The 21066-nt window shown below is 61.5% G+C and carries 23 protein-coding genes; 11 read left to right on the top strand and 12 right to left on the bottom strand.

Annotation, left to right across the window (positions count from 1 at the left end):
* Positions 1-45: 45 nt before the first annotated feature.
* The 4 genes from EPO61_13040 to EPO61_13025 all read left to right on the top strand — a co-directional run bounded on the left by EPO61_13040 (position 46) and on the right by EPO61_13025 (position 2971).
* Positions 46-1167 carry an ABC transporter ATP-binding protein gene (locus tag EPO61_13040; protein TAJ07537.1) on the top strand — a complete coding sequence of 374 codons (1122 nt, stop codon included), beginning with the start codon at positions 46-48 and terminating at the stop codon, positions 1165-1167.
* Positions 1168-1249: 82 nt separating this feature from the next.
* Positions 1250-1675, top strand: coding sequence for a TonB-system energizer ExbB (gene exbB / locus EPO61_13035; GenBank protein ID TAJ07536.1), 426 nt, complete (start codon positions 1250-1252; stop codon positions 1673-1675).
* Positions 1665-2039, top strand: a complete 375-nt coding sequence (locus EPO61_13030) for a biopolymer transporter ExbD (protein ID TAJ07535.1) — start codon at positions 1665-1667, stop codon at positions 2037-2039. Before exbB ends, EPO61_13030 begins: the two co-directional genes overlap by 11 nt.
* A complete protein-coding gene (locus EPO61_13025) occupies positions 2036-2971 on the top strand; it encodes an energy transducer TonB (GenBank protein ID TAJ07534.1) in 936 nt (311 codons plus the stop codon). Before EPO61_13030 ends, EPO61_13025 begins: the two co-directional genes overlap by 4 nt.
* A gap of 6 nt (positions 2972-2977) precedes the next feature.
* On the opposite strand, the gene EPO61_13020 is transcribed toward EPO61_13025, so the two are convergent.
* The 3 genes from EPO61_13020 to EPO61_13010 all read right to left on the bottom strand — a co-directional run bounded on the left by EPO61_13020 (position 2978) and on the right by EPO61_13010 (position 5035).
* A complete protein-coding gene (locus EPO61_13020) occupies positions 2978-3997 on the bottom strand; it encodes an FAD:protein FMN transferase (GenBank protein TAJ07545.1) in 1020 nt (339 codons plus the stop codon).
* A gap of 41 nt (positions 3998-4038) precedes the next feature.
* On the bottom strand, positions 4039-4593 hold the full coding sequence (locus EPO61_13015) for a hypothetical protein (GenBank protein ID TAJ07533.1): 555 nt from the start codon (positions 4591-4593) through the stop codon (positions 4039-4041).
* 112 nt (positions 4594-4705) lie between these two features.
* Positions 4706-5035, bottom strand: a complete 330-nt coding sequence (locus tag EPO61_13010) for a hypothetical protein (protein TAJ07532.1) — start codon at positions 5033-5035, stop codon at positions 4706-4708.
* A 216-nt stretch (positions 5036-5251) separates the two neighbouring features.
* Here EPO61_13010 and EPO61_13005 point away from each other — a divergent pair, with 216 nt between their 5' ends.
* The 7 genes from EPO61_13005 (at position 5252) to EPO61_12975 (ending at position 9861) form a co-directional block, all read left to right on the top strand.
* On the top strand, positions 5252-5416 hold the full coding sequence (locus EPO61_13005) for a Com family DNA-binding transcriptional regulator (GenBank protein TAJ07531.1): 165 nt from the start codon (positions 5252-5254) through the stop codon (positions 5414-5416).
* Positions 5417-5573: 157 nt separating this feature from the next.
* On the top strand, positions 5574-7040 hold the full coding sequence (locus tag EPO61_13000) for a hypothetical protein (GenBank protein TAJ07530.1): 1467 nt from the start codon (positions 5574-5576) through the stop codon (positions 7038-7040).
* 57 nt (positions 7041-7097) lie between these two features.
* Positions 7098-7556, top strand: coding sequence for a hypothetical protein (locus EPO61_12995; protein ID TAJ07529.1), 459 nt, complete (start codon positions 7098-7100; stop codon positions 7554-7556).
* On the top strand, positions 7463-8230 hold the full coding sequence (locus EPO61_12990; protein ID TAJ07528.1) for an FMN-binding protein: 768 nt from the start codon (positions 7463-7465) through the stop codon (positions 8228-8230). Before EPO61_12995 ends, EPO61_12990 begins: the two co-directional genes overlap by 94 nt.
* A gap of 17 nt (positions 8231-8247) precedes the next feature.
* Complete coding sequence (locus EPO61_12985; protein TAJ07527.1) at positions 8248-8757, top strand: hypothetical protein; 510 nt, start codon at positions 8248-8250, stop codon at positions 8755-8757.
* Between the two features lie 116 nt (positions 8758-8873).
* Positions 8874-9539: an HD domain-containing protein gene (locus tag EPO61_12980; GenBank protein TAJ07526.1), complete on the top strand. Its 666-nt coding sequence runs from the start codon at positions 8874-8876 to the stop codon at positions 9537-9539.
* A 109-nt stretch (positions 9540-9648) separates the two neighbouring features.
* Complete coding sequence (locus tag EPO61_12975) at positions 9649-9861, top strand: hypothetical protein (GenBank protein TAJ07525.1); 213 nt, start codon at positions 9649-9651, stop codon at positions 9859-9861.
* A gap of 258 nt (positions 9862-10119) precedes the next feature.
* On the opposite strand, the gene bfr (EPO61_12970) is transcribed toward EPO61_12975, so the two are convergent.
* The 9 genes from bfr (EPO61_12970) to mreC form a co-directional block, all read right to left on the bottom strand.
* The gene (gene bfr, locus EPO61_12970; protein ID TAJ07524.1) at positions 10120-10605 is read right to left on the bottom strand and encodes a bacterioferritin; all 486 of its coding nucleotides are present in this window, start codon (positions 10603-10605) and stop codon (positions 10120-10122) included.
* Between the two features lie 45 nt (positions 10606-10650).
* On the bottom strand, positions 10651-11130 hold the full coding sequence (gene bfr, locus EPO61_12965; protein TAJ07523.1) for a bacterioferritin: 480 nt from the start codon (positions 11128-11130) through the stop codon (positions 10651-10653).
* A gap of 229 nt (positions 11131-11359) precedes the next feature.
* Positions 11360-13690, bottom strand: coding sequence for a type I DNA topoisomerase (topA, locus tag EPO61_12960; protein TAJ07522.1), 2331 nt, complete (start codon positions 13688-13690; stop codon positions 11360-11362).
* Positions 13691-13793: 103 nt separating this feature from the next.
* Positions 13794-14927 (bottom strand): DNA-protecting protein DprA, encoded by a 1134-nt coding sequence (gene dprA, locus EPO61_12955; protein TAJ07521.1) that lies wholly within the window; start codon positions 14925-14927, stop codon positions 13794-13796.
* A gap of 23 nt (positions 14928-14950) precedes the next feature.
* A complete protein-coding gene (locus tag EPO61_12950) occupies positions 14951-16459 on the bottom strand; it encodes an Rne/Rng family ribonuclease (GenBank protein ID TAJ07520.1) in 1509 nt (502 codons plus the stop codon).
* Between the two features lie 144 nt (positions 16460-16603).
* On the bottom strand, positions 16604-17725 hold the full coding sequence (rodA, locus tag EPO61_12945; protein ID TAJ07519.1) for a rod shape-determining protein RodA: 1122 nt from the start codon (positions 17723-17725) through the stop codon (positions 16604-16606).
* The gene (gene mrdA / locus EPO61_12940; protein TAJ07518.1) at positions 17722-19602 is read right to left on the bottom strand and encodes a penicillin-binding protein 2; all 1881 of its coding nucleotides are present in this window, start codon (positions 19600-19602) and stop codon (positions 17722-17724) included. Before mrdA ends, rodA begins: the two co-directional genes overlap by 4 nt.
* 64 nt (positions 19603-19666) lie before the next feature.
* Positions 19667-20182, bottom strand: a complete 516-nt coding sequence (gene mreD, locus EPO61_12935; protein TAJ07517.1) for a rod shape-determining protein MreD — start codon at positions 20180-20182, stop codon at positions 19667-19669.
* The gene (gene mreC, locus EPO61_12930; protein ID TAJ07516.1) at positions 20179-21060 is read right to left on the bottom strand and encodes a rod shape-determining protein MreC; all 882 of its coding nucleotides are present in this window, start codon (positions 21058-21060) and stop codon (positions 20179-20181) included. The genes mreD and mreC overlap by 4 nt, the downstream gene beginning before the upstream one ends.
* Positions 21061-21066 lie beyond the last annotated feature (6 nt).

Raw genomic sequence — 21066 nt, 5'->3', positions numbered from 1 at the left:
GCCGACTTGCCGACTTTCAGACTCGTTTTTCCCAAGGGTAACCTGATGTCGCTCGGTCAACGTCAGCGCCATGACGCGATCTCCGGAGGGCGGCTTCCGGAAGTCCCTTCTTGCCCGACGGTGCTGGAGCTGCGCCATGTCACCTGCGCCTACGAACGGGCCCGACCGGCGATTTGCGATATCTCCCTTGCCATCCGTGAGGGGGAGATTCTCTGCCTGCTCGGCCCGTCCGGATGCGGCAAGACCACCACGTTGCGGGTTATTGCGGGATTCGAGCCGATCACAGCGGGAGAGGTCTACCTGGAAGGCCGCCTCGTGTCCTCGCCGGAGTCCCTCGTGGCCACCGAACGGCGCCGTGTGGGCATGGTCTTCCAGGACTATGCGTTATTCCCCCATTTGCGCGTGCTGGACAACATCGCTTTCGGACTCCGCGACCTGTCCAAGGAGGAACGGTTCGCTCGGGTCTCCACCATGTTGGCATTGATCGGGCTGACGGGGTTGGAACGACGCTACCCCCACGAGCTGTCCGGAGGACAGCAGCAGCGGGTGGCCCTCGCCCGGGCGCTGGCTCAGAAACCGACGGTCTTGCTGCTCGATGAACCCTTCAGCAATCTCGACCCGGACATGACCGGCAAGATGCGGGAAGAATTATACGACCTGTTGTTACAGACCAACACGACGGCGATCCTGGTCACCCACGACCACGAAGAAGCCTTCGCCATGGCCGACCGGGTCGCTGTCCTTCGCGACGGACGCTTGGAGCAGTTCGACTCGCCGGAAGCCATTTACCATACCCCCGCCAGCCCTTTCGTCGCGGACTTCGTCGGCCAGGCCGACTTTATCCCCGGCCTGATCGAGAACGGCCAGGTGACCACCGAGATCGGCCCCTTTCCGAACCACAAGCGCTTCGCGACAGGCACCAAGGTGGTGGTTATGATCCGCCCGGATGACGTGCACATTGCCCCGTCCGAGCAAGGCACCGCCCGCATCACGGCCCGGCAGTTTCGGGGATCGGAGAATCTCTACACCGTCCAACTGTCTTCGGGAGACATCCTGCACAGCAGTGAAACCTCGACCAGTATCTACCCCATCGGTACGTTCGTGAACGTGCAAGTCCTGGCCACGCACACCGTCCTGTTCGAACAGGGCCACCCGACGCCCACATAGCCCGGCCTGCGCAGACCCCGCCCGATGCTACATAGACTCATTTGCAAGACTTGTGATAGCTTAACGACTCTGGAGAATCTCGATGGATGCCCTGAAAGAAACGGTGGACTACGGTGTGATCGGCCTGTTGCTGGCCCTCAGTCTCTGGGCCGTCGCGGTCGCGGTCGAGCGTTGGTTCTTCTACCGCCGCATTGATCCGGCCCAATACCCGAACCTCCAGATCTTCGAGTTGGCCCTGACGAAACGGCTGGTCGTCATCGGCACGGTCGCGGCCAATGCGCCCTATATCGGCCTGCTGGGCACGGTCCTAGGCATCATGCTCACGTTTCACACAATGGGCACCTCGGGCACGATGGCGGTCAGCACGATCATGATCGGCCTCAGCCTGGCTCTCAAGGCCACCGCCGCCGGCCTGCTCGTCGCCATTCCCTGCGTGGTCATGAACAACGTCCTGCGCCGCCGCGTGACCGAGCTGGTCACCCAATACAAGGTGCAACATGGATCGTGAACTGGACCAGATCAACGTCATCCCCCTCGTGGACGTCATGCTGGTACTGCTGGTGATCGTCCTCACCACGGCGACATTCATCACGACCGGCCAGATCCCCGTGGACCTCGCCAAGGCCAAGGAGGCGGGGGACCGGAAAGACGTCCCGCTGGTCATCACCCTCACGGCGGACGGACACCTGTACATGAACGATCGGCCCGTCACGCAGGATGAGCTCAAGGGCGCGTTGTTTCCCCACCCGCGCGAATCCCTGGTCGTCGTGCGCGCCGACCGCGTCACGTTGCTGGAACGATTTGTCCAATTGGTGGATGAAGTTCGCGGATTGGGATTCCAGCAAGTCAGCCTGGAGGTCGTCCGTTCGTGACCGTGCATGCGTTGCACCGTGCCGGGGAAGTCCAAGCCCGTGTCTGGAGCTGGGCCGTCAGTCTGCTCCTTCATGGATTGGCCGTCGGGGCCGCGATCGTCATGGTTGCAGACTTGCGTTTGGCGCCCCAACCGGAGCCGTTTCGATGGGTCGTCTCCAAGGTCGAGTCCCGGACGTCTGCCGAATCACTCAGCCACGCTCAACCGGCCACGGCCCAACCAAGCAAGCCGATGCCTCCGACACAGGCCCGGCCCGTCAAAGCCGACGCAACGCCCACGCAACCGGTTCCTCCCATCCGACAACAGAGCGCACAGCCGGCGCCGGTGGTCAAGCCTGCCGAACCGATACCGACAGCCAGTGAGGCCGGCACGCAACAGGGACCGGCGCCATCGGAACCTGTCGCCGCGCCTGTCGCACCTCCGACCCCGGCTCCCTCAACTCACTCCGCAGCGCCTCCTGTCGTGGCCAACGCCCCTGCAGCCCAAGCCCGGTCGGCAGTCGAGACACAAGCCATCCAGACCAGTCCTCAGGCTCAGGTCCAGGATATCCCGGCACCCCAGGCGCTCCCCGCAACTGTGGCCTCTTTGACTCCCTCGTCTCAGCCCGGGCCCTCAGCCCAACCGGGTCAGACTGCCCAGACCAAGACTGATTATGGCTGGTTGGCTCAGACGATCCGGACCAAGGTGGAGCAGCTGAAGCATTACCCCCACATGGCCCGCGCGAACCGGTGGGAAGGCAGAGTGGTGCTTCGAGCGGTGATCGGCGAAGACGGACAGCTGGTTGATTTGACGGTTTCGGAGAGTTCGGGGCACTCCATCCTGGACGACGCGGCCGTGGCCGTCTTGAAGAAAGCCGCTCCGCTGACCTTGCCGCAACCCTTGGGACGCTCCCAGGTGGTCGTGCAAGTTCCGATCAGCTACAGACTGCGCTAACACCCCTCAGGGCGAACCAGATTCCATGGTGAGCCGGCCCTTGAGGCCAGAGGACACCAGGACCCGTCCCTCACGGTCCACGATCACCCCTTCGACTCCCGGCAACCGCTCGATCAGAGCCATTCCTGCTTCCGGCCCCATGACGAATATGCCCGTATCCAGCCCATCGGCCATGATGCCTTCCGTCGCCACGATCGTCACGCTCTGGCATCCGCGGGCCTGCTTCAATGTCTTGGGATCCAGGATATGGTGGTATCGGATACCCTCACGTTCGAAGAACCGTTCATAGTCCCCGGCCGTGGAGATGGCCTCGTCCTGAAGGTCCAACCGGGCCAGCAACGCCCCCTCTTTGCGGGGATGTTGAATGCCGAAGGGAAAGGGGCGTCCATCTGGCAATCGGCCGAACGTCTTGATGTCTCCCGACAAGGCCACGACGCCGGCGGTGGCGCCGGCACGTTGCATGACCATGACCGCCCGATCGGCGGCAAATCCTTTTCCAATCCCCCCCACATCCACGCGCATGCCGGGCTTGGCCAAGAACGCCGTGGAGCCCTTCCGATCCAACCGCAACTGCGCGAGATCGAGCAGGGGGCGCAGCGCCTCCAGCTCCATATCGGACGGCACTCGCTGCCGCTCGGTGACGCTCCAAGCCTGAATGGCCGGCCCGACCACAATATTGAAGCCTCCGTCCGTGAGCTTGGCGATCTCGAGGGATCGTTGAAGGATCAGCAGGGTATCCGGACTGACCGCCACCGGCTCACGCCCGGCGGCCGCATTGACGCGCGACAGTTCGCTCGTGGGAATCCAGGTACTGAGCAGCTCCTCCAACCGCCGGATCTCTTGAAATCCGGCCGTGGCGGCGGCTTGCGCCTGCGCCTCCGACGGCGCAACAGCGCTAATCCGCACCAGCGTGCCCATCAGCATCTGGGCCCGCTGGACCATCACCGGCGCAGGCGGGGCAACGGACTGACAGGCCGAAAGCAACGGCACCGCGAGCAGAAAAATTGCCGCGAGTCCGGACGCCATGGCCTCGATGCGGCGGCTTCGCTGGAATATCGTGGGGATCTTCACCAATGCCGCCGGAAGTAGGGCACGACCCGTGGGTAAGGCATGACTTCGTATAACGCGGTGTCGGTCGCGGCGGGAGACGGCAAAAGGGTGGTGATGGTTTGATCGGCCAAGTCTGCATGGTGCGCAATCAGGTGCTGTTCGGCTTCGACCTGATCGGCTTGATTTTGCACCACCGCAACCAGAAGATGCCGGTCGTTGCGCGGCTGATCGACACCCATTTGCCAAGTCCCCAGGTAGGCCAGACGTTCCTGGCCGATGTGAAACGCGAGCGACAGATCGGCCATGGCCGCAAAGGGGCCTTCGTGGATTTGGACCCTGGTCACCTCGTAGTCGCCGGTCGGCAACTGCACGACGAAGAGTTTGTCGTTGGAATCGATTGTCACCTTGATTCTGCCTCCGGTGCTTCGATTCAGCACTTCAAAGAATGTGACTTTCGGCTCGTAGGGACGGCTGCTGGGGGCTGTGAGTACCGTCACGATCCGACCGAAGACGACCACTTGCCCGGCTGCCAAATCCGGTGCTTCGGCCGGAACCGAGGCGGCGCAGGCCACGAGAGCGCTTAGCAGAAGCGCTCCGTTCGACAGCCTCCGTATGATCCCAAGAAGAACCATGGTTCACGATACTGGAGTCTCGGGCCCCTTGTCGAATGCAAGCCCCGACCGGTCACCTTTCTTCCGCTTGCTTGGCCCCGCAGGCATGCGCATCCCACTGACGGAGCACTTTCAGCTTGTCAAAGGTCAGCCGATACTCGAAGCAACTGGTCTTCCCGGCGCCACCTGCGTAAGACGCGTAAGTCATGTGATAGGCCCAGATCTCCCCTCCTCCCTCCAACGGAGCTTTGAGGCTCGGTTGGCCCAACCTCTGCCGAACGTCCTCTTGCGTCGCTCGATCGGTCGCAGAAGACAAGAAATCTTCCAGCCAGGGCGTGCACGCAAGGAGCGTCAGCCCCAACAGGATCGATGCAAGCACCCCCATCCCCTGTCTTGGCAACATTCTCTTTCCTCGCCCCTGCGCTGAACCGTCAGCTGACATCCGAGCTTATTTATATGGAATTTGCATCGCCCGCCACACCGTTATGTACGCCATAACTCTCTCCCGCTTCAAGGCTTTTTGAGGCTTCCGGGCCGCCTCAAAAAAAAGCTTGCAATTTGAGTTTCTAAATGATAATAAATCTCACTATCGTTATCGTTGAGTCTGGACATCATGGACATGCTGAGTCATTCTTGTGCCGTCAATGAGCTGCCCGCGCCCCCGCACGAGGCGCGCTGCGAGTGCGGGCAACTGATCGCCAAACTTCGCAAGGACGGCGTGGAGCTCAAGTGCAAACGGTGCAAGCGCATTGTCCTGATTCCGTTCGAATCGATCGAACGTTAAGCGACCGCAAGGCGCGGGCTGAGCGCGCCAGATCCATTCCAAGCAAGGAGGTCAGCAACTCGTACCCCATCGCTCGTTGAAATATTAACGTGACAAGCCAGAGGACCTTCCGAGTCCAGAGCTAGGCCACCTTCTCTTTCAACTCTAAGGAGTATGTATGAAGACCAGGTCTACCATCTGGGCTCTCCTTCTCTGTCCCCTGCTGGCTTCGCCGGCTTGGGCGGAGGATACGGCCCTCGAAGAACGACTTAAGAAGTTGGAGCAGCAAGTGCAAGAGTTCAAGGAACACGAAAAGCGGGAACGAGGACCCATGGAGCCCAAGGCGGCCGAGCCATTTGCCGAGCCAGGCGTGGGCCCCCTGCCGGATGTCGCCAAGGACCTCCGCGCAAAAGAGCAGGCCCCCCTGTCCTTCAGCTCCACCGGGTCAGGCCGCTTGGTCTATGCCAAGCCCTTCGTCGCCGCTCCCAAGGCCATCGTGGGCGGCTATGCAGACATCCAATACCGGAACCAGAGTAAAGTCCGGATCGACAACGGAGCCTCCGGCAACCCCGGCATCGGGGAATCCACTAGCACCTTCGACCAGCAACGGTTTGTCCCTTTCTTCTATGCCGATATCACAGAACATGTGAAGTTTGCCTCGGAGCTCGAGATTGAGCATGGTATTCGGGAAATAAGCGACAATGAGATCAGCCTGGAATTTGCAACGATCGACTATCTGATCAAGGAACAGATCAACCTGCGTGCGGGCATCCTGCTGTTGCCGGTCGGCAAATTCAACCTCTTGCACGACTCTCCCTTGAACGACCTCACCGACCGACCGCTCGTGGCCCAGTTCATCATCCCGACCACGATGGCGGAAACCGGGGCCGGCTTCTACGGCACCTTCTACCCAGGTCGGCTGTCCAAGGTGGACTACGAATTGTATGTGGTTACAGGCTCCAATGGTTACACAACGGCGGGTGCTCCGCGCATTTCAGAAACTAGCGGCACGCGCAACTCTCGGCAACGCAAGTCGCCTGCAGACGACGGACTCGATAACAACAACGGCAAGGGCGTGGTTGGCCGCGTGGCCTACAGTCCCTTCCTCGGAGCGGAAGTCGCCGGCTCCGGCTACTACAGCACCTATGACCCGCAGGGCAAACGCAGTCTGAGCATCTATGCCCTGGACTGGACCTTCCAACGTGGCCCCTGGGAACTCATCGGCGAAGCGGCCTGGTCCTATATCTCGGGCAATTCACAGAACCTCCCGGGAATGACCCAGACCTTCTACACCGGCGCCGATGGGATTCCTCGTCTCAGGCCCCAGCGGATGAGCGGTATGTACGCCCAGATGAATTACCACTTCATGCCGGAGTTTCTGGCGAAACTGGCGCCCAGTCGGTTCGGCCCTGGGTCCACCTTCACCGCCGTATTGCGTTGGGATCAGGTCAATACGAACCTGGATTACGGCGCGGGGGCCGACCGGGATCAACAGCGATTGACCTTCGGCTTGAACTACCGGCCGATTGAGGACGCCGTATTTAAGGCCGAGTACCAATTCAACATGCAGGATTACGACCCGGTCCTGAGCCGGCGCGTGACCGGCAACAACACGTTGGTGTTGTCCGCGGCCACGTATTTCTAACTGATAGTGGGGGAGGCGGCACGCCGCCTCCCCCGCCTGAGCTTCAGTGGAGCAAGCGTGCGTACGTATCGAATTTTCCTACCATTACTCATCGTCAGCCTCTCGGCCGGCTGCGCGGCGCTGGGAGGCGTCCAGGAGAACTATGTGGTCTGTCCGTACGACAAGGTCTGGGAGGCCTCGCTGGAGACTATGAAGGCCGGCCTCATCACCGTTCAAGACAAGAACAAGGGGATTATCGAAACCGCCTGGATCGAAAACCCGGTCGTCGGACGGCCGTATGGAGCCTTCGGACGCAACCTCGAGACGGACAAGGAACGGGCTCGCATGGTCGTGACCCTCAAACGGATGGACGACGTCACATCCGTCGGTGTGAACGAAGTCCGTGAACACTGGGGGTTCCGTGGAGGGGCGCACCTGTTCCAATGGATTCCCGTCGAACCGTCGGAGGAAGCCATCACCGACACCATGAAGCGGATCAACGCCAAATTGAAGGAGCGCGGATGCCTCCCGGCATGACCATCATTGTTCGATTCATAGTCCTGACGACCCTCTTCGCGACCGGTGCGAATCCGGCTCTAGCCGAACGGGTCTACGACAACGAGCTCAAGCGCTGGCTGACTCCGGAAGAAATGAGCCACCATGAGGAGTTCCTCGAAGAGGAAGAGGCGCTCAAGACCATGTTCCCGAACTCCGAGCGGATCAGGAAAGAAGTCCTGCGGCTGAGCCCGGACCAGAAACGGACGGTCGAAGCCATCATCGGCTGGAAGTTCCCCGAAGAGTCCTTCGAGGTCTACATAGCCGAAACCGGCGCCATCACAGACGGTTATGCGATGGTCCAGAATACGATCGGCAAGCACAAACCCATGACCTACATGGTCGGCGTCGATAACAAGGGCCGAGTCATCAACGTCGAGCTCTTGGTATTCCGCGAGTCGCGCGGGAGCGAGGTGGGGACCAAACGATTCAACTATCAATACGAAGGCAAAACGGTGCTCGATCCGATCCGGATCAACAAGGACATCATTAACATCAGCGGCGCGACCATGTCCGTTCGGTCCATGAGCGCGGGCGTCAAACGGGTGGTCGTCCTCGTGGACGAGTTCTACCTGAAACCCATCGGGCTCGGGAGCGACAAGGTGGTGGCTCGCCGAAGCGCGAAGGGTTTTTTGGGGTCACTCTTTGGGGACTGAGCAGCAGGTAAACGCAGGTGCGTAACTTCAACGCCCGGTTCAAGCTTCGCGACAGTGACCGCCACATTCGGTTGCTCTATACGGCGTTCCTGCTGTTCATGTTGGCCGCGTTCGTGTTTTCTTTCTATTGGGCCCACAGCATGACGAGCTTTTCGCTCCAACAGGTCGCCGACCATTACCGAGGCTCCGACGCCACGTTCGGCGAACCCATGTCGTTCCGCGAGTTGGCCGAAATCACTCACTTTCATCTGTTTACCATGCCGGTCGTGTTCATGATCCTGATCCATGTCCTGTACCTCACTTCGGTCGGTACCTGGTTGAAACAGGCAACCACCTATGCCACCTGCGCAGGGGTCGTCCTGGACTTGGTCTCGCCCTGGCTCATCACCTATGTCCACCCGGTCTTTGCCTTGAGCATGCTCACCGGCGACACGCTGATGACCCTGGGATTCCTCGTCCTCTTTGCGGTCCCGATGTACGAAATGTGGGGGCTCGGCCAGCCCTTGGTGGCCCGGGGAGGAGACTAGCGAGAACTCTCGCTTGAGACAGCGCAGAGCAGGCCCGAGACCGCACGTCCAGAGCCCACAGCCGCCCAGCGGTTGTGGGCTCTGTTGTTTTTATACATTGTGACCGGAGGACGAGGATGCTTTATCCACACAGCTCGCCCCAAACGTTGTCGACCTGGACATCGGACCTGTTATCCGCCGTCTGCGCTGAATGCCGACCCTCGGAGGTGCTGCCGGCCCTCAGTCGGATCATCCGCCTGCACGACCCGGACATCCTGGCGCACGGCCAGCGGACGGTTCGGTACGCCAGCTTGTTGGGGAAAGCGTCCGGCCTCTCCGACGCGGATCTGACCGACCTGGGATACGCCGCTCTGCTGCACGACATCGGCACGCTCACGATTCCCTTGGAGATCCGGCATACACACAGCCCTCTCGCCGCAGACGAGTACGCCCTCGTCCAGTCTCATCCTCGCGCCGGGGCCGAGCTGCTCGAACCGATCCCCTTCCTAAGCGTGGCCTCGGTCTGGATTGCCCATCACCACGAACGGTGGGACGGCACGGGCTATCCCTACGGAGTCAGAGGCACATACATTCCGTTTGCCTCGCGCATCCTGGCCGTCGCCGACACGTTCGACGCCATGACGTCGGGACGCGCCGGCCACCGGGCGATGGACGGCGACTCCGCCCTCCGCCTGCTCAGACTCATCGCCGGCTCGCAGCTCGATCCCCAGCTCGTGGAAAGATTCGTCCGGCTTGGGCCCGACATCGTTTCCTATGAGTCGATCGGGAGGACGCATGGTTAAGAAGGTGGGGGTCGGGCTGTGCCGCCCGCTCCCCGGGCGGGGCGCCTTCTATCCTCCGAGGCCCCCCGCCCACCCTTGAGCACGATGCCACATGATGAAAGGACACCTGATGAGAATCACCAACGAACAAGCCGGGCAGTTGATCCTGAACCTCTGCGGCTGCGGCAGCCTCCATGTCAGCTATGGCCTGGTCACCATCCACCTCACGAGAGAAGAATTTCTCATGCTGGCAGAACAGGTTGCGCAAGCGGCGGGTGTGCTCAAAGGGGCCGCGCTGGACCCGGAGCTGCAAGCACGCCCTCCTTCCTCAGCCTGCCATTAAGCAGCCGACAACCGGTTCGTCAGACACATGGAAAGGGGGCATCTGATGACGATCCTGCACTGTCCGCACTGCCAACAACCGCGTCTGGTTTCGACCGGGGCCTTTTGGTCTTGCGCGAATTGCGGCTATGCCATCACCCAGACTGCGCTGTCGGTCGACCAATCCAGCGCCTCGACCGGACGGCGAAACAGGATCTCGGAGAAGTAGGCAAGGAGACGGGAAACAGGAGAGCGTTCGCCCGGATGCGACGGGCTGCTCTCAGGTCCCTTCGCTCTCTTTGTGGATCTGCTCGCTGAGGTATTTCTCGGCGCCGACTTGCTTGATGGTCTCCAGCTGGGTTTCGATCCAATCAATATGCTCTTCCGAGTCTTTGAGCATATGCTCCAGCAGGTGCCTGGTCGTAAAGTCTCCCACGGTGGCGCAATGGGCGACGGCGTTCCGTAGCAACGCGATATCCTCGATTTCCACGGCTAGGTCCAGCTTGAACTGTTCCGGCACGGTCTTACCGACATGTACGGGAGCCAGCCGTTGCATATCCGGAATCCCTTCCAGATACAGGATATGCTTGATCAGGGATTCGGCATGTCGCATCTCGCTGATGCTGCGGGAGCGGACTGCGTGTTCCAGCCGCTCGAATCCCCAATGCTCGCACAGCTCGGCGTGGAGAAAATATTGGTGAATCGCGGTCAGCTCGCAGGTAAGAATCTTGTTCAGATAGTCGAGCACACCTTCTTTCGCTTTCATCGAATCCCCTTCTCTTCTCCCTGAGACCGCCGACCGCCCGGCTTTTTAACTGCCTTCTTTCTTGATCTGCTCGCTGAGATAATTCTCCACTCCGACCTGCTTGATCGTCTCCATCTGGGTTTCGATCCAGTCGATGTGCGCATCCACATCCTTGGCCATGTCCTCGAGCATGTGCCGGGTCGTGAAATCCCCGGCCTTGGTGCAATGAGCCACCCCGTCGCTCAACATCTTGAGCATCTCCTGCTCCGCCTTCAGGTCCAGCTTCAACTGCTCCGGGACCGTTTCTCCCACGTGCACCGTCCCCAGACGCTGCACGTTGGGAACCCCTTCGAGATAGAGGATATGCCCGATGAGCTCATCCGCATCCTTCATCTCGTCAATGCTGCGGGATCGCACGTGGTGGTGCAGTCGCTCATACCCCCAGTTCTCGCACATCTTGGCGTGGACGAAGTATTGGTTGATGGCGGTCAGGTCCGCCGTGAGCACCTTGTTCAACAGGTCGATGACCCCCTCTTTGGCTTTCATACCGGCCTCCTTGCAGTCGGTGAAGAGCGGAATCCCTGGCGCCCAGGTCCCGATGAAATGGAGTATGGCCCCTCGAACCGGCACTCGTCAACAGGCATTGTACGTACAAACGATCATCATTATCAAATTCGATGAGAGAGGCTCTCAAAATCAATCGCTTCGATGAGACCACGAGCCGCGGCCCGTGAAATTATCGCAAACACGATAGGAATCCGTGCTGGCGCAGCGATCAGCTGGCCTCGCGGTAGCCGCAGTCTTCGTTCCGGCACTGTACCGTCACGCCGGCCTGCTTGCTGGTTTTCTCGACAAGGAACGGAGCCTGGCAGTTCGGGCAGGGTTTGTTGATGGGGCGGTCCCAGATCGCGAACTCGCATTGGGGATAGTTGGAACAGGCGTAGAACGTGCGGCCCTTTTTGCTCCGTTTCTGGGCCAAGTCGCCTCCGTCCTGGGGACATTTGACGCCGAGGGGAATGGGCTTGGTCGTCTTGCAGGCCGGATAGGCGGAGCAGGCCATAAAGCGGCCGAACCGACCGGATTTGATCACCATCGGCGATCCGCATTTCTCGCACTTTTCGTCCGTCGTCATGTCCTGCTTGGCCACGATCTTGATCGTGCCGTCCGGCAGCTTCTCAAAGTTCTGCGTATTCCGGCAGGGCGGATCCTCCTTGTAGCCGGGACAGGCCAGAAACTTGCCGTTACGGCCCCACTTGATTTCCATCATGCGGCCGCATTTCTCGCAGGGAATGTTGGTGGGCGGCTCCACCGTATCCTTGGGCCCCGGGATATCCTTGGCCTTCTCCATGTCCTTGCTGAACGGGCCGTAAAAGTCGCGCACCGCTTTAACCCAGGGCTTTTCTCCTTCTTCGACCTCATCCAGCTCTTTTTCCATCAGGGAGGTAAAGTCCGTATTCAGAATGTCGGGAAACCCCTTCACCAGGAAGCTGTTCACCGTCCGCCCGGTTTCGGTGGGCGCCAAGCGGCCCTCCAGCTTATCGACATACTTGCGGTCCTGAATCGTCGAAATGATGCTCGCGTAAGTGGAGGGCCGCCCGATGCCCCGCTCTTCCAGTTCACGGATCAACAGGGCCTCGTTGTAACGCGGCGGCGGCTGCGTAAAGTGTTGTTTCGGCAGCACCCCTTGCACAGCTTGCCCTTCCTGGCCAACCAGACGCAGCGTCTCCCCTTCCTGCAGCATCGGCAAGCGCCGATCGGACTCTTCTTCGCGCTCCTGATCGGCGGTCTTACCCTGCGGCGCAACCTCCGCATCCACCCCTTCCTGATACACGGCCTGGTGTCCAGGAAATTTGACGACCATGCCGTTCGCCCGGAACAGGTACTGGTCCCGGATTCCCTGGGGCACGCAGTCCACGCGAGTCACCTCCAGAACGGCCGGCACCATCTGGGAGGCGACAAACCGGTTCCAGATCAACTTGTAAAGCATGTATTGATCCCGCTCCAAAAACTGCTTGATGGACTCGGGGTCCCGATGCGCCGACGTGGGGCGGATCGCTTCGTGGGCTTCTTGCGCGGCCTTCTGGGTCTTATAGACATTCGGAGTCGCGGGCAAATAGTCGCTGCCGAACCGTTCGCGGATGACCTGGCGGGCCTCCTCGGCGGCCTCGGCTCCAATGCGTGGCGAGTCGGTGCGCATATAGGTGATGAGCCCGACCGGACCTTCTTTCCCGATCTCGAGGCCCTCGTAGAGCTGTTGGGCCAACACCATGGTCTTTTTCGGGGTGAACCGGAGCTTGCGCGAGGCCTCCTGCTGAAGCCGGCTCGTGATGAACGGCGCCACCGGATGGCGCCGCTTTTCCTTCCGCTCAATGGCCTGGACGGCAAAGGGTTTCCCCTGCACTGCCGTGACGACTCGCTCGGCTTCGGCGGCGGAGGCAATGACAGCCTCCTGACCGTTGACACTGTGCAGCTTGGCCTCGAATGGAGGCGGGTTCGCTCCGGCCAGCGTGGCCGTGATGGACCAGTATTCCTCCGTGCGGAACGCCTCCCGCTCCGCTTCCCGATCGCAGATCAATTTCACGGCCACCGATTGAACGCGCCCCATGCTCAGGCCGCGCCGCACCTTGGTCCAGAGCAACTGGCTACCTTGGTAGCCGACGATCCGGTCGAGCACTCGGCGGGCCTGCTGGGCATTCACCAGCTTCAGATCAATCTGCCCGGGAGATTGCAGGGCGCGCTTGATGGCCGACTCGGTGATTTCGTTGAACAGGACCCGGAAGACCTCCGGCCCCTTCCCTTTGGACTTGCCCTGGATTTCCTCCGCGATATGCCAGGCGATGGCTTCTCCCTCGCGATCCGGGTCCGGCGCCAGAAACACCTTGTCCGACTCCAGCGCCTTCTTCTTGATCTCGGCCAGGACCTTGGCCTTGCCCTTGATCGTCACATACTGCGGCGTAAAGTCATGCTCGATATCCACGCCCAGCTTGCTGGTGGGCAGATCTTTGACATGGCCGATCGACGCCATCACCGTATAGCCGCGACCCAGGTACTTGGTAATGGTCTTGGCTTTCGCCGGCGACTCCACGATGATCAATGATTTGGCCATGTCTCCTCTTGTCTCGATTGCCGTTTTCCAACGCCTCGAGAAACACCCCTTCGAGCAGGGGCCGTGATATACCCCTTCCCGAACAGGTTTGCAAGTGTTCTGATTATACCCTGATGTAGGACTGACCTGGCAATTGGCGCACCGACCCTTTCAATTCCATGGCCAGCAGCAGGCTGGTCACATCGGCTGCGGACATCCCCGCCTTGACGATCACCTCATCAAGGTGCGTGGGCTCCGCCGACAGCAAGGTATAGACCTTGGCCTCATTCCGGTCCGACGGCACCCCTCCGCTGGTGACTGATGGAGCCGGGAGACGCGCCTGGATACGGTCCCGCACGGGAGGCTCCAGCTGCGGGAGCAGTTCTTCGATGACATCCATGGCCCCTTCGACGAGCTTGGCCCCCTGCTTGATCAAGCCGTTGGGGCCCCGGCTGTTGTCCGCCTTGATGAATCCGGGAACCGCAAACACCTCGCGCCCCTGCTCCCCCGCCAAACGCGCCGTAATCAACGAACCGCTCTGCGCCGCCGCTTCCGTCACGACGACGCCGAGACACATCCCGCTGATAATGCGATTCCGGCGCGGGAAATGGTAACTGTGGGGAAAGGCCCCCAAGGGCAGCTCCGACACGACGGCCCCGCAAGCTTCGATACGATCCCGCAACGCCCCATGCTCGGGCGGATACGTCCGGTCGATCCCGCACCCCAACACCGCCACGGTCCGGCCCTTGGCCTCCATCGCCCCGCGGTGCGCGGCGGCATCCACCCCGCGCGCAAGCCCGCTGACGATGGTGAAACCGGCCCCGGCCAATTCGCGGCTCAGCTCCTCGGTGACGGCCCGACCGGCCGCAGAAACGCGGCGCGAACCCACGATGGCCACCGCATGCTGATCGCGCGCCTCCATGGCCCCGCTCACATACAAGAGCGGCGGCGGGTCCGGAATCATGCGGAGCCGGGACGGGTACTCGGGGTCCAGATACGTGACGACGCTGCACCGAAGCCGCTCGAGCAAATTGTGCTCTCGATCAATCGCCCGCTGACTTTCCGGGTCGGGGCCTCGGACGATCGCCTCCGCCACGGAGCGGCGCACGCCGCCCGACTCCATGAGCGCCTCGGCGGAAGCCCGGCAGACCGCCTCTGCCGAACCCAACGTCTGCACGAGCCGGCACAGGCCTGCGTCACCCAGCCCTGCGATCGCACGCAACACCAGCCAGGACCGGAGATCGACCGGAATCGGCATGGCTTTGCCCCCAAATGGTTCCGTCAGAGCACGGCGATATCGTACTGCTCGAGGTGCAGACCCAGGTCCGGCTTCACGATGATCTTGCCGTCAACCTGCCGCCCCAGCTCTTCGAGACCCTGACGTTCCTCATCGAACAACAGATCGACGACCGCGGGATGGGCCCCGATGACGATCGTCTGCGTTTCGGGTGCCTTCCCGATGCGCCGGACTTCGCGGAAAATCTCATAGGCCACCGATGTGGGAGACTTGGTGTACCCCCGTCCTTCGCAATAATGGCAAGGCTCGGACATCGCCCGCAAGAGGTCTTCCCGGACGCGCTCCCGCGAGATCTCGATCAGGCCCAGGTCGGAGATCCTGGAAATCCTGGTGCGAGCCTTGTCGCTCCCCATGGCCTCGACCAGCGCCTGGTAGACTTTATCCCGGTTCTTTTCCCGCTCCATATCGATGAAGTCGATGATAATGATCCCCCCGATGCCGCGCAGCTTGATCTGATAGGCGATCTCCTTGACCGCCTCCAGGTTGTTCTTGAGGATCGTTTCCTCCTGGTCGCGCTTGCCGACAAACCGGCCCGTATTGACGTCGACGACCGTCATCGCCTCCGTGTGGTCTACGACGATATGGCCGCCGGACTTCAGCCAGACCTTGCGGTTCATGGCCCGGGCGATCTCCATCTCGATCCCCAGATAGTCGAAGAGGCTTTCCTCCTTGTCGTAATACTGGATGCGGGAGGTCTGCTCCGGCATGAACCGGTGGACAAAATTCTTCACCGCCTCGTACTCGGACCGGGAGTCGATCAACAATCGGTCCACTTTCTTGGTGAACAGATCGCGGACCACCCGGAAAGTCAACGTTAGGTCGGTGTGGAGCGCGCAGGGAGCCGGCAGTTGTTCCCTCTTTTTCAGCACGTCCTGCCAGAGCACGTTCAAAAATTCCACGTCCGAGCGCAGCTCCTCCTCCTTGACTCCTTCGCTCACCGTCCGCACGATATAGCCGCTGCCGGGATGGCGGACACGCTTCATGATTTCCTTCAGCCGCGCCCGCTCCTCGTCTTTCGGAATACGCCGCGAGACACCGATGTGCTCCACGTTGGGCATGAAGACCAGGTACCGTCCTGGCAACGAGACGTAGGTGGTGACGCGCGGTCCCTTGGTTCCGATCGGGCCCTTCGAAATCTGGACCATGAGTTCCTGGCCCTCGTTGAGCAGTTGTTCGATCGGCTTGGAGCCCTGGCGCCGGGGCCGCGGCATTTCGGGGCCCTTGTCGTCCTCCTCGTTATCAACCAGCGTATCGCCTGGCTCCGCCTCACCCGACAGGTCCGACACGTGCATGAACGCCGCTTTTTCCAAACCGATGTCGACAAAGGCGGCCTGCATGCCCGGCAAGACCTTGACCACCTTGCCCTTGTAAATGTTGCCGACAAAATCCTTGTGCTTGGCCCGGTCGACATACAGTTCCGTCACGACGCGATTGTCCAGGACGGCCGCTCGTGTCTCCTCCCGGGTCATACTGATTGCAATTTCCAATGCCATAACATCTCCTTCGTATTCCTGGGCAAGCGGCCGGCCTGAGAGCCCGCACGCGCCGGCGCACGGATTCCACGCCCGGTCGCTTGCTCTATGATGCGTCGTTCGTCAGGCCTTGGCCACAAGGGCTGACGACCATGTTCTTCGGCGTCAATAAAATAGCGTCAGACGCCGTCGCTTGATATTCAGCAGCAACCCCAGAGCAGCCATCGTCGTGACGACCGCGCTGCCGCCATAACTCATCAGGGGCAAGGGAATTCCGACGATCGGCAGGAGGCCGGCGGTCATCCCGATGTTCACCATCAAACAGAACCCGAGCATCCCGACGATGCCGGCCGCCAAGAGAGCCCCCAGAACGTCTTTCGCCTTCAAGGCGATTTCCAGCGACAACATGAGGAGTCCGAGGAAGAGGGCCAGCACGAGCAGCGTGCCCAGAAACCCCCACTCCTCCGCGAACACCGCAAACACAAAGTCCGTATGCCCTTCCGGCAGGAACTTGAGCTGGCTCTGAGTCCCTCCATGCAACCCCTTGCCCAGGAGTTCGCCGGAGCCGATGGCGATACGCGACTGCAGGGCGTGGTAGCCCTTGCCGCCGGTGTCGTAGGCCGGGTCCAGGAAGGTCATGATCCGTTCGCGCTGGTAATCGTGCAGGGCGCCCCACAACAATTCCCAGGCAAAGGGGAACAGCATCACCGCAAACAGCAGCAGGATGCCCATGGCTTTGGACCGCATCCCCACCACCAGCAACAGCGCCGCATAGATCGCCAGGAAGCTCAACCCGCTCCCCAGGTCCGGCTGCTTCAGAATCAGCAGGAGTCCGGGCATCATCAACAACCCCGGCAGAACGACGCGCTGGATCCATCCCTCCCGCGGCGCATGGGCGTAGTACGTGGCCAGCACCAAGATCAGCACCAGCTTCGCAAACTCGGACGGTTGAAAGGCAAACGGGCCCATCGGAATCCACCGTTGCGCCCCGCGGCTCGTCTTGCCGGCCGCCAGCACCACCAGGAGCAGAATCAGGATGAGGCCGTAAAGGACGTAGGACCAACGGGCGATCTTGTGGTAATCGACCACGAGCATGGCCAGAAAGGCGGCGCATCCGACGAGAATCCAGAGCACCTGTTTGACGTAGAGCGGCAGGCCCGCTCCCGCTTGGGCATGCGTCACGCTGTAGATGGAGAGCACGCCCAGCGAGAGAATGGCGGCCGTGACCGCCAGGAACTGCCAGTCAAAACTGTCCAGCTCACGGCTGTCCATCACGCGGTCGATCATCGGGCCTCCTGCATGGCCAACTCCAAGCCTTCGGGCCTTTCTGCATCGGGCCGTCCGGCAAGCTTGGGCTCCGCTCGTTCGTACCGCACAAACGCTTCAATGATCTGCTTGGCCAGGGGTGCGGCGGCCGACCCGCCATGCCCCATGTGCTCCACCAGCACCGCGACGGCAATGCGCGGGGCATCAACGGGAGCGTACGACACGAACCAGGCATGGTCCCGAAGCCTTTTGGGTATGTCCCGTTCGGGCCCGGTCCGCAGCGCCGCCGTCTGGGCGGTCCCCGTTTTGCCCGCAATGCTGACGAGTGTTGATCGCGCGCGTGCGGCCGTCCCTCTGGTCACCACACCGGCCAAGGCCTCTTTGATCAAGGCCAACGTCTCCGGCGCCACCGCCAGTTTTCCATGCGGGACCGTCGGGACCTCGTGCACCAAGCCGCTCGCCCGCTCCATGACCGCCCGCACGATCCGAGGGCGGAAGGACACCCCGTCGTTCGCCACCGTGGCCATCAGGTGCGCCATCTGCATCGGCGTCACGGTCACATATCCCTGCCCGATCGCGGCTGAAATCGTCTCGCCGGGCAGCCAGGGCTGGCCCTTTGCTTTTGCCTTCCAGGCCGTGGAAGGCACGATGCCGGTCCGCTCGGAGGGCAACTCGACGCCGGTTTCCTGTCCCAGGCCGAACTGATCCGCGAAGTCGGCGATCATGTCGATGCCCATCCGTTGGCCCACCGTGTAAAAAAATACGTCGCAGGACTCCACCAAGGCCTGGGTGACATCCATGAACCCATGGCCGCCCGCCTTCCAGTCCTTGTACACCCGCCGCCCGAATGGAAAACCGCCTACGCAACGAATTTTCGTGGACGGCGTGATCGTGTGCGATTCCAACGCGGCCGTGGCCATCACGATCTTGAAGGTGGACCCCGGCGGATACTGCCCCTGGGTCGCGCGGTTCGTCAGCGGATGGGAATCGTTCTGAACGATCGCGTCCCATTGCTTCGCGGTCAACTCGCGCGAGAGCACGTTCGGATCGAATGACGGACGGCTCGCCAACGCGAGCACCTCCCCATTGGTAGGATCCAAGGCCACAATGGCGCCGGCTTCGTCTCCCAGTAACTCTTCGGCCAGCCGCTGCAAGCGCAGATCGATGCTCAGATACAGATCGTCCCCGGCCGCCGGCTTCTCCACCGACACGGTCCGTTTTTCATGGCCCAGGGCGTCGACTTCGATCACCTTTTGCCCGGCCTGGCCCCTGAGAAATCGGTCATAGGCCTTCTCCACGCCATACTGGCCTACCATGCTGCCTTGGTGTAACTCCTGAGACTCGCTTTTCTCGAGCTGCTCCGCCGAAACTTGCCCGACATAACCCAGCACGTGCGCCAGGATCGGCCCGCTCGGGTAATTGCGCTGGGAGTCGGCCTGAATCATCACGCCGGGCAGATCCAGCCGGTGGGACTCGATCAAGGCAGCTTCCCTCAGCGACAGCCCATCTTTGAGCTTCCGGGGCAAGAGTTTGCTACCCCGCTCGGAGAGTTTTTTCCTCAAGGCCGCTTCGTCCACGCCGATCAAGCCGACCAGCCCCTCAACGAGCGCTTTGCGATCTTTGACATCCTCCAACGTGACGTAGAGGCCGAAACTCGGGACGTTATTGGCCAACAAGACACCATGCCGGTCGTAGATCAACCCGCGCGCCGGTTCCAAGATGACCGCGCGAGTCCGGTTGTTCTCCGACAGATCCCGATAGTAGGCCCCGTCTCGGACCTGCAGGTCCCAGAGACGGAGAGCCAGCAACCCGACGATCGCCAGCAGCGCGATCTTCAGAATCGTCAAGCGTCTCTGAATCTCGCGCAACTCTTCCTGCTGTGTGCCGAACTGCGGCATCAGCCCTCCAAAGCGGCCCGAAATTTAAACGGCGTCCGCGCCGCCCGCACCTTCCATGGCATGCTCAGCCCACCAATCCAATCGGCCTCCGCCCCATTTCCTGCTCCGCCGATGGGCGGAATGGGAGCAGCCAGTACAGGGCTGCGCCGAACACCACATTCAGCAGCGTCTCCGGTAACAGGATCGACGGCAGAGCGGCCAGACGATCGCCAAGTTCCCCTCCCCCACGGACCACGAACAGAAACACCAGATTCTCAAGCACCGAGAGGCTCACCAGGGTCATCAAGAGCGTCGCCATCGTGGCGTTCGTGACTTGTCGGCCGGCCAGCCCGGCCAGCAGCCCGACCAGCCCCTTGGCAATCAAATTGAGCCCCAGGGTGCCGGCCGAGAAGAGATCTTGTGTGAATCCCAGCGCGATCCCGATCAGCACTCCCTCGACGGGCCCTGCGAGAAACCCGATCAGGCCGGCAGCGACCAGGCACAAGTCCGGGCGCACGCTCCCAAGGCTGAGATAGTGCAACAGGCTCGTCTGCAGAGGGACCAGTCCCAATACCAGCGCTGCATAGAGAGCCGGCTTCACGGGCGAACCTCCGGAGAGACGGGACCGGACGGCGCCGCGGAAGGCTCAAGACCATCGCCGACCGGCAGCGGATCCGTAATCACTAACACCTCTTCCAACTTGTGCAAATCCACTTCCGGCACGATCTCCGCCGACTGAAACAGCTCGCCTTCGGCCTTGTCGATCCTGGTGATCGTCCCCAGCGGCACGCCCCTGGGAAACCCTCCGGTGAGCCCGGACGTGACGATCACGTCGCCGCTTTGGAGGGTTGCCAGCAACGGAATGTATTTCATTCTCGCCCGGCCCTCGGTCGTGCCTTCCACGATCCCTTCATCCCTCGTGCGCTGAATTAAGCCGGTGACGGCGTTGTTCGGATCCGTGATCAGCAAGACCACGGAGGTGAACGGCGTCACCTTGACCACCCGCCCGACCGCCCCATCCGGCGCCATCACGCCCATCTCGACCTTGACGCCATCCCGCGATCCCTTGTCGACCACGATGGCCCGGTACCAGTTCGTGGCATCCCGGCCGATGACCTGCGCCGCAAGGGTCTTGGCCTTCAACCGCTCCTTCAAAGCCAGCACAGCGGCCAGACGTTGGCCGGCCACGCCCAGTTCGCGCAACTCATTGTTCCGGCCCCGCAAGGCTTGGAGTTCCCGTTGCAGCCGGCGGTTCTCCTCCGAAACCTGGTGCAAGGCGAGGTACCCGTACCAGACCTCTTGCACCCCTCGGTCCAACGCGGCCAATGCGGTGAGGGGAAGCGACAGGAGTTGCGCGAGGGGTTGCCCGATGCCCTGCAGAAAACTCCGGCTTTGTTGGGGGAGGATGAAGACGAGCGAGAGCAGCAGCACACACAGGAGCAGCATGACCCGCCTGGTTCCGAATGTCGTGCGAAACATGGCCCT

The organism is Nitrospirota bacterium (genome assembly GCA_004296885.1).
Lineage (GTDB): Bacteria > Nitrospirota > Nitrospiria > Nitrospirales > Nitrospiraceae > SYGV01.
Note: the sequence above shows the minus strand (reverse complement) of the source record. Positions and strands in the feature narration are given on the sequence as shown.

Bases quoted from the DNA above. Each gene is read 5' to 3' on its own strand.
- bfr (TAJ07524.1), bottom strand. From the start codon at position 10,605: ATGAAAGCGAAAGAAGGTGTGCTCGACTATCTGAACAAGATTCTTACC.
- bfr (TAJ07523.1), bottom strand. From the start codon at position 11,130: ATGAAAGCCAAAGAGGGGGTCATCGACCTGTTGAACAAGGTGCTCACG.
- EPO61_12950 (TAJ07520.1), bottom strand. From the start codon at position 16,459: ATGGCATTGGAAATTGCAATCAGTATGACCCGGGAGGAGACACGAGCG.
- mrdA (TAJ07518.1), bottom strand. From the start codon at position 19,602: ATGCCGCAGTTCGGCACACAGCAGGAAGAGTTGCGCGAGATTCAGAGA.
- EPO61_13030 (TAJ07535.1), top strand. From the start codon at position 1,665: ATGGATCGTGAACTGGACCAGATCAACGTCATCCCCCTCGTGGACGTC.
- EPO61_12980 (TAJ07526.1), top strand. From the start codon at position 8,874: ATGCTTTATCCACACAGCTCGCCCCAAACGTTGTCGACCTGGACATCG.
- rodA (TAJ07519.1), bottom strand. From the start codon at position 17,725: ATGATCGACCGCGTGATGGACAGCCGTGAGCTGGACAGTTTTGACTGG.
- EPO61_13000 (TAJ07530.1), top strand. From the start codon at position 5,574: ATGAAGACCAGGTCTACCATCTGGGCTCTCCTTCTCTGTCCCCTGCTG.
- topA (TAJ07522.1), bottom strand. From the start codon at position 13,690: ATGGCCAAATCATTGATCATCGTGGAGTCGCCGGCGAAAGCCAAGACC.
- EPO61_13010 (TAJ07532.1), bottom strand. From the start codon at position 5,035: ATGTTGCCAAGACAGGGGATGGGGGTGCTTGCATCGATCCTGTTGGGG.
- EPO61_12990 (TAJ07528.1), top strand. From the start codon at position 7,463: ATGGATTCCCGTCGAACCGTCGGAGGAAGCCATCACCGACACCATGAA.
- mreC (TAJ07516.1), bottom strand. From the start codon at position 21,060: ATGTTTCGCACGACATTCGGAACCAGGCGGGTCATGCTGCTCCTGTGT.
- EPO61_13020 (TAJ07545.1), bottom strand. From the start codon at position 3,997: ATGGCGTCCGGACTCGCGGCAATTTTTCTGCTCGCGGTGCCGTTGCTT.
- EPO61_13040 (TAJ07537.1), top strand. From the start codon at position 46: ATGTCGCTCGGTCAACGTCAGCGCCATGACGCGATCTCCGGAGGGCGG.
- dprA (TAJ07521.1), bottom strand. From the start codon at position 14,927: ATGCCGATTCCGGTCGATCTCCGGTCCTGGCTGGTGTTGCGTGCGATC.
- EPO61_13005 (TAJ07531.1), top strand. From the start codon at position 5,252: ATGCTGAGTCATTCTTGTGCCGTCAATGAGCTGCCCGCGCCCCCGCAC.
- exbB (TAJ07536.1), top strand. From the start codon at position 1,250: ATGGATGCCCTGAAAGAAACGGTGGACTACGGTGTGATCGGCCTGTTG.
- EPO61_12975 (TAJ07525.1), top strand. From the start codon at position 9,649: ATGAGAATCACCAACGAACAAGCCGGGCAGTTGATCCTGAACCTCTGC.